At 74.2% G+C, this 7,493-nt stretch carries 5 protein-coding genes and 1 pseudogene; 5 read left to right on the top strand and 1 reads right to left on the bottom strand.

Features of this window, described 5'->3' with window-relative positions; all coding sequences use genetic code 11:
• Positions 1-690: ABC transporter permease (locus D8M29_RS06830; protein WP_127445864.1), on the top strand; the 690-nt coding region annotated here is incomplete at its 5' end.
• Positions 691-732: 42 nt separating this feature from the next.
• The gene (locus D8M29_RS06825; RefSeq protein ID WP_049147877.1) at positions 733-1,749 is read left to right on the top strand and encodes a heme A synthase; all 1,017 of its coding nucleotides are present in this window, start codon (positions 733-735) and stop codon (positions 1,747-1,749) included.
• A gap of 87 nt (positions 1,750-1,836) precedes the next feature.
• On the opposite strand, the gene D8M29_RS06820 is transcribed toward D8M29_RS06825, so the two are convergent.
• Positions 1,837-2,820, bottom strand: coding sequence for a heme o synthase (locus D8M29_RS06820; protein WP_049147876.1), 984 nt, complete (start codon positions 2,818-2,820; stop codon positions 1,837-1,839).
• A gap of 262 nt (positions 2,821-3,082) precedes the next feature.
• On the opposite strand from D8M29_RS06820, the gene tkt reads away from it, so the two are divergent.
• From tkt to D8M29_RS06805, 3 genes and pseudogenes are all read left to right on the top strand, one after another.
• Positions 3,083-5,257: a transketolase gene (tkt, locus tag D8M29_RS06815; protein ID WP_127435310.1), complete on the top strand. Its 2,175-nt coding sequence runs from the start codon at positions 3,083-3,085 to the stop codon at positions 5,255-5,257.
• Between the two features lie 59 nt (positions 5,258-5,316).
• On the top strand, positions 5,317-6,435 hold the full coding sequence (gene tal / locus D8M29_RS06810) for a transaldolase (RefSeq protein WP_036338557.1): 1,119 nt from the start codon (positions 5,317-5,319) through the stop codon (positions 6,433-6,435).
• A 56-nt stretch (positions 6,436-6,491) separates the two neighbouring features.
• A pseudogene (locus D8M29_RS06805) lies at positions 6,492-7,493 on the top strand (glucose-6-phosphate isomerase); the annotation flags it as partial.

The following is a 7,493-nucleotide window of genomic DNA, read 5'->3' as shown; positions in this document are numbered from 1 at the left end:
CAGGCCGGCTACGAGACCGGCACCGCGCTGCGCAACGGCGAGCAGCTGCTCGTGACCGTGGTGCTGCCCCTGCTCGCGCTCGTGGGCGTGCACGTCACCGGCCTGCTCGACGCCCCGGGCCGATCGGGCCTGGACGTGGCCGTGCCCGGCGTGCTCGCCTTGGCCGTGATCAGCTCCGCGTTCACGGCCACCGCGATCGCCACGGGCTTCGAGCGTCGCTACGACGTGCTCGCCGCCCTGGCCACCACCCCGCTGGGCACGCTCGGCCTCGTCGCCGGCAAGGCCCTGGCGGTGGTGGCCCTCCTGCTGGTGCAGGTGAGCGTGATCGGCGGCGTCGGCCTGGCGCTCGGGTGGCGTCCGGACCCCGAGGGGATCCTGCCGGCCCTGGTCGCCCTCGCACTGGGGGCCGCCGCCTTCACGGCCCTCGGGCTGCTGCTCGCCGGCACGGCCCGGCCGGAGGCGACCCTCGCCGTCGCCAACCTGCTGTGGGTGCTGTTCGGCGCCGTCGGCGGCACGGTGTTCCCCGCCCGGGTCCCCGGCGTGGGCCTGCTCCCTTCCGGCGCGCTGGGCACGGCCCTGCGGGCCGCCCTCCTGGACGGGGCCTGGTCGCCCGTCCCCCTGCTCGTGCTCACCCTGTGGGGCGCCGTGGCCGTCGCGGCCGCGCTCCGCTGGTTCCGCTGGCGGCCCTGAGCCGTTCCCCGTCCCCCTGCATCGAACGATCGGAAGGACACCGTGTCCACCACCACCCCCGCGGCCCGGACCGCCCCGGCCGGACTCGCCGCCCGTCTGCCGCAGCGCCTCTCGAAGGCCACCATGGCCCTCGCCGTGGCGTCACTGGCGTCCGAGATCGGCATCATCGTCACCGGCGGCGCCGTGCGCCTCACCGGCTCCGGCCTGGGCTGCCCCACGTGGCCCAAGTGCTCGCCCGAGTCCCTCACCAACACCCCGGAGATGGGCATCCACGGCTACATCGAATTCGGCAACCGGACGCTGACGTTCGTCCTGGTGGTCATCGCCGCCGCCATGTTCCTGTCCCTGTGGAACCTGCGCGGCACCCACCGGAGCCCCTTCTGGCTCTCCGTGGGCCTGCTGGCCGGCATTCCCGCGCAGGCCCTCGTGGGCGGCGTCGTGGTCCTGACGAATCTGAACCCGTGGTGGGTGGCCGGCCACTTCATCGTGTCCTCGATCATGGTGGCCGTGGCGACCCTGCTCGTGGTGCGCATCGCCGCCGAGCGCCGTGCCGGCCGGGCGGGGGTGCCCCTCGTGGACGGCGCCACCACCGGCCGGTCCCGTGCCGCCGCCTGGGCGGCGTTCGCGCTGACGTGGGCCGCCGTGTACCTGGGCACCGTGGTGACCGGCACGGGCCCGCACTCCGGCGACCCCGGCTCGCCGCGCCACGAGTTCGACCCGCTGCTGGTCACGCGTGCCCACGTGGTCCCGGTGTACCTGCTCCTGGCGGCCGCCCTGGTCCTGTTCTTCACGGTGCGCCGCGCGGCCGGCGCCTCCCGCCTGCAGCGCGCCGCCGTGCTGCGGCTCCTGCTCGCCCTCGTGTTCCAGGCCGCCGTGGGCTACACCCAGCACTTCACGGGCCTGCCGATCGGTGTGGTCCTGCTGCACATGCTCGGCTCGGCACTGCTCGTGGCGTCGGCGACGGAGGCCTGGGACCGGCAGGTCGCCCGCTACGTCACGGCCGGACCCGGTGCCGCGGTCGAGACCGCCACGCCCGCGCGCACCGTCGCTGCGGGCTGACACCCCGCGCACGCGAACGGCCCCGCACCGGCTGGTGCGGGGCCGTCGTCGTCTGCGTCCCGGGGAGCGCCCGGGGCGGACCCGAGGTCAGGCGCCGAAGTGCATCAGCGGCGCACCCACGAACGGGTCCACGGCCAGGGCGATGAACAGCAGCGTCAGATAGGTGATGGAGAGGTGGAAGACCTTCATGGCCTTGCGGTCCTCGAAGTCCTCGCGCTGGGCCTGCACCTGCAGCACGTGGGACTCCCAGATGAACCAGCCTCCGACGACGAGCGCGACCGCGGTGTAGACGATGCCGGCCCAGCCCATCGGCACGAGCAGGAGGGAGCACGCCACGGTGGCCCACGCGTAGAGCACGACCTGGTTGGAGACGTGGCGCGCGGAGGCGATGGCGCCGAGCATCGGCACGTCGGCCTGCTGGTAGTCGCGCTTGTACTTCATGGACAGCGGCCAGTAGTGCGGGGGCGTCCACAGGAAGACCACGAGGAACAGCACGATGGCCGGCCACTCGACGGTCTCGCGCACGGCCGCCCAGCCGATCAGCACGGGGAAGCAGCCGGCGATGCCGCCCCACACGATGTTCTGCTCCGTGCGGCGCTTGAGCACGAGCGAGTACACGACCACGTAGAAGAAGATGGCGGCCACGCCCAGGCCGGCCGCCAGCCAGTTGGCGCCGAACCCGAGGATCAGGATGGACACGACCGTCTGCACCCACGCGAACACGAGGGCCTCGCGCGGGGTGACCTCGCCGGTGACGAGCGGCCGGTTCTCGGTGCGCTTCATGACCCGGTCGATGTCCCGGTCGATGTAGCAGTTGAAGGTGCCGGAGGCGCCGGCGGCGAGCGCACCGCCGACGAGCGTGGCGATCATGGTGAGCACGTCCGGGAAGCCGCGCTGCGCGAAGATCATGGTCGGCAGCGTGGTCACCAGCAGCAGCTCGATCACCCGGGGCTTCGTCAGCTCGACGTACGCCCGCACCTTGCGGCGCAGGGGCAGCGGGGACCGGTCGACGACGCCGGGCTCGGCGGCGGCGACGCGGGCGGCGGACGGCGACTCCAGGGAGGATGACATCTGCTTCTCACGGTGAGGGGACGGTGGGCGTGCCCGTCCCGGGGTTCGGATCGGCCACTCGGGCGGTCCGCCTGCGGTCAGGCCTTGACCCAGTCTACTCGTGTCAACGGCTGTTCGCCCGGGGGCGAAGCATGTCATGAGGCGCCCGGTCGGGCCCGCCCCGCCGTCGCGCGGCTAGGCTGGGACGACGGCCCCGCGCCGCGACGCCCCGGCGTCGGCCGGGGCCGCACCCCGACGCTCCCGATCCGCCAGGAGAGAACCCGTGACCGACGCCGCGCAGCCGTCCACCCCCCCGACCCTGGACCGGGTGGCCCCGGCCCGCGGGTTCGTCTACTCGGAGCAGGACCGCCGGATGGTGGACACGCTCAAGGCGCTCTCGGCGGACGCCGTGGAGAAGGCCGGGCACGGCCACCCCGGCACCGCGATCTCGCTGGCCCCCGTGGCGTGGCAGCTGTACCAGAACGTCATGCACCTGGACCCCACGGACGACCGCTGGGAGGGCCGGGATCGCTTCATCCTCTCCGCGGGCCACGCCTCGCTCATCCAGTACCTGCAGTTGTTCGCCGCGGGCGCCGGGCTCGAGATCGAGGACATCCAGGGGCTGCGCACCGAGGGATCCAGGACCCCGGGCCACCCGGAGTACGGCCACACCCACGGCGTCGAGGTGACCACGGGTCCGCTGGGCCAGGGCCTGGCGATGGGCGTCGGCTTCGCGTACGAGCAGCGCCGCGTGCGCGGGCTGATGGACCCCGACGCCGCCCCCGGCACCTCCCCGTTCGACCATCACGTGTTCGTGCTCGCCTCCGACGGGGACATCCAGGAGGGCGTCGCCGCCGAGGCCTCCTCGCTGGCCGGGCACCAGGAGCTCGGGAACCTGGTCGTCGTCTACGACGCGAACCGCATCTCGATCGAGGACGACACGGACATCGCGTTCACCGAGGACGTGGTCCGCCGCTACGAGGCCTACGGCTGGCACGTGCAGGAGGTCGACTGGACCAACGGCGCCCAGGGCCACGCCGTGACCGAGTACACGGAGGACGTGGAGGCCCTGTACGACGCCCTCGTCGCGGCCAAGGCCGAGACCGGCCGGCCCTCGCTGATCAAGCTGCGCACCGTGATCGGCTGGCCCTCCCCCACGAAGCAGAACACCGGCGGCATCCACGGCTCCAAGCTCGGCACGGACGAGGTCGCCGGCCTCAAGGAGAGCCTCGGGCTGGACCCGACCAAGACCTTCGACGTCGACCCCGAGCTCCTGGCCCGCGCCCGGTCCATCACCGAGCGCTCGGCAGAGTACCGCCGCGGCTGGGAGGCGGCGTTCCAGGCCTGGCGCGAGGCGAACCCGGAGAACGCGCGGCTGTACGACCGACTGGCCGGACGAGAGCTGCCCGCTGGCTTCGCGGACGCGTTCCCGTCCTGGGACGCGGACGAGAAGGGCCTGGCCACGCGCGCGGCCTCCGGAGAGGTGCTCACGGCCCTCGCGCCGGTCATGCCCGAGCTCTGGGGCGGCTCGGCCGACCTCGCCGGGTCGAACAACACCACCATGAAGGGCGAGCCCTCCTTCATCCCGGCCCGCCGCTCCACCGCCACGTGGCAGGGCCACGAGTACGGCCGCACCCTGCACTTCGGCGTCCGCGAGTTCGCGGCCGGGGGGATCGTCAACGGCATCACGATCGGCGGCCTGACCCGTGCCTACATGGGCACGTTCCTGACGTTCTCCGACTACATGCGCCCCGCCGTCCGCCTGGCCGCCCTCATGGGCACCCCGAGCACGTACGTGTGGACGCACGACTCCATCGGCCTCGGCGAGGACGGCCCCACGCACCAGCCGGTGGAGCACCTGGCCGCCCTGCGGGCCATCCCCGGGCTCGACGTCGTCCGCCCGGCCGACGCCAACGAGACCGCGTGGGCGTGGCGGACGGTGCTCGAGCACCGGGACCGCCCGGCCGGACTCGTCCTGTCCCGGCAGAGCCTGCCCGTGCTCCCCCGGGACACGGACGGCTTCGCCCCCGCCTCGGGCGTGGCCCGCGGCGCCTACGTCCTCATCGACGCCACGGATGCCGACGGCGCGCCGACGCCGGCCCGCGCGCTGCTGATCGCGACCGGCTCCGAGGTCTCCGTGGCCGTGCGGGCCCGCGCGCTGCTGCAGGCCGACGGCGTCCCGACCCGCGTCGTCTCCGCCCCCTGCCTCGAGTGGTTCGCCGAGCAGGACGAGGCCTACCGGGCCGAGGTCCTGCCCGACGGCCCCGACGCCCCGGTCCGCGTCTCCGTCGAGGCCGGCATCGCGATGCCGTGGTTCGAGCACACGGTGACGGCCTCCTCCCCGGGCGCCCGCGTGAGCCTCGAGCACTACGGCGAGTCGGCCGACGGCGCCCGCCTGATGGAGAAGTACGGATTCACTGGCGAGCACGTCGCCGAGGTGACCCGCGGCCTCCTCTGAGGCCCGGCGCCCACGGCGCCCCGAGCACGTCCACCCCGAAGGGAAGGCACCCGCAGACCATGAGCACCCCGCAGAACCCGAACACCGCCGCGCTGGCCCAGGCCGGTGTGTCGATCTGGCTCGACGACCTCTCCCGCACGCGGCTGGACGAGGGCACGCTCGAAGAGCTGATCGCCACCCGCTCGGTCACCGGCGTCACCACGAACCCGTCCATCTTCGCGGTCGCCCTCGCGGACGCGGGCGCCTACCAGGGACAGCTGCGCGAACTCGCCGCGGCCGGCGCCTCGGTGGACGAGGCCGTCGTCGCCCTGACGACCGAGGACGTGCGCCGCGCCGCCGACGTGCTCGCGCCCGTCCACGAGCGCACCGGCGGGGCGGACGGCTTCGTCTCCCTTGAGGTCGATCCGCGCCTGGCCCGCGACGCCGCCGGCACCGTGGCGCAGGCCCGCGAGCTGGCGGCGGCCGTCGACCGTCCCAACCTCATGGTGAAGATCCCCGCGACCGTGGAGGGCCTGTCCGCCATCGCGGACGTGCTCGGCGCGGGCATCAGCGTGAACGTGACCCTGATCTTCTCCCTGCCCCGCTACCGCCGGGTGCTCAACGCCTGGCTCACCGGCCTGGAGAAGGCCCGGGCGAACGGGCACGACGTCCGCCGCCTCCACTCGGTGGCCTCCTTCTTCGTCTCCCGTGTGGACACGGAGGTCGACGCGCGGCTGCGCGCGATCGGCACCCCCGAGGCCGAGGCGCTGACCGGCCGGGCCGCCGTCGCCAACGCGCGCCTGGCCTACCGAGCCTTCGAGCAGGCCCTGGACTCGGAGCGCTGGCGCCTGCTCGAGGCGGCCGGCGCCCCCGTGCAGCGGCCCCTGTGGGCCTCCACCGGCGTCAAGGACCCCGCCCTGCCGGACACGCTGTACGTCACCGAACTCGTGGCACCGCACACCGTGACCACCCTGCCGGAGAAGACCCTCGAGGCGGTCGCCGACCACGGGGTGATCGCGGCGGACACCGTCACGGGCGCCTACGCCGAGGCCGATGCCCTGCTCGACGCGGTCGGCGCGGCAGGCGTGTCCTACCAGGACGTCGTGGACGTGCTGGAGACTGAGGGCCTGGAGAAGTTCGAGGCCGCGTGGGACGAGCTGCTCGGCTCGGTCCGCTCCGGGCTCGACGCCCATCGCTGACCGCACCCGCCCCCCGACCCCGCCGCCCGCTCGCCACGCGCACGGAAGGACCCCCCATGAGCACCCTCGGCCTCACCGCCACCGGAGCCGCCCTCGAGGCGATCGACCGCCATCTGCCCGCCCTCCTCCAGGACCGCGTCGCCTCCCGCCTCGGGGCGCAGGACGCCGACCTGTGGGGGGCGCCGGCCCGCGACGAGGCCGCCAAGCGGCTCGGCTGGATCGACCTGTTCGAGGACTCCCGCGCCCTCGTCCCGCACATCGCCCAGCTGACCCGGGAGCTGCGCGCCGAGGGCGTGGACCGCGTGCTCCTGGCGGGCATGGGCGGTTCGTCCCTGGCCCCCGAGGTGATCGCGGCGACGGCCGGCGTCGAGCTCGAGGTCCTGGACTCCACGGACCCGTTCCAGGTCTCCCGTGCCCTCGAGCGCGACCTCGAGCGGACCGTGCTGGTGGTCTCCTCCAAGTCCGGCTCCACCGTGGAGACCGACTCGCAGCGCCGCGTCGTCGAGGCCGCGTTCCGCGACGCCGGGATCGACCCCCGCACCCGCCTGGTCGCCGTCACGGACCCGGGCTCGCCGCTGCACGCCGCGTGCGAGTCCGCCGGCTGGCGCGCCGTCTTCACCGCGGACCCGACCGTGGGCGGGCGTTTCTCGGCCCTCACCGCGTTCGGCCTGGTCCCCACCGGCCTGGCCGGCGTGGACGTCGCGGCCCTGCTGGACGACGCGGAGGCCGTGCTCGACCTGCTGATCGCCGACGACGAGGACAACCCGGGCCTGCAGCTCGGCGCGGCCCTGGGCGGCACCCGCCCGCTGCGCGACAAGCTCGTCTTCGCCGACCACGGGTCCGGCATCGCCGGACTGCCGGCCTGGATCGAGCAGCTGATCGCCGAGTCCACGGGCAAGGACGGCACCGGGCTGCTGCCCGTCGTCGTCGCCCCCGGCGACCCCGAGACCGTGTGGGACGCCCCCGACCTGCTGCAGGTGCAGCTCGTCGGCGAGGACGACGTCGCGGCCCCGGGCCACGGCGTGCAGGTCGCCGGCTCGCTCGATCCAGGCCGGCAG

This window comes from Micrococcus sp. HSID17227, assembly GCF_003989405.1.
In the GTDB taxonomy this organism is placed as follows: domain Bacteria; phylum Actinomycetota; class Actinomycetes; order Actinomycetales; family Micrococcaceae; genus Micrococcus; species Micrococcus luteus.
Note: the sequence above shows the minus strand (reverse complement) of the source record. Positions and strands in the feature narration are given on the sequence as shown.

Bases quoted from the DNA above. Each gene is read 5' to 3' on its own strand.
- D8M29_RS06820 (WP_049147876.1), bottom strand. From the start codon at position 2,820: ATGTCATCCTCCCTGGAGTCGCCGTCCGCCGCCCGCGTCGCCGCCGCC.
- tal (WP_036338557.1), top strand. From the start codon at position 5,317: ATGAGCACCCCGCAGAACCCGAACACCGCCGCGCTGGCCCAGGCCGGT.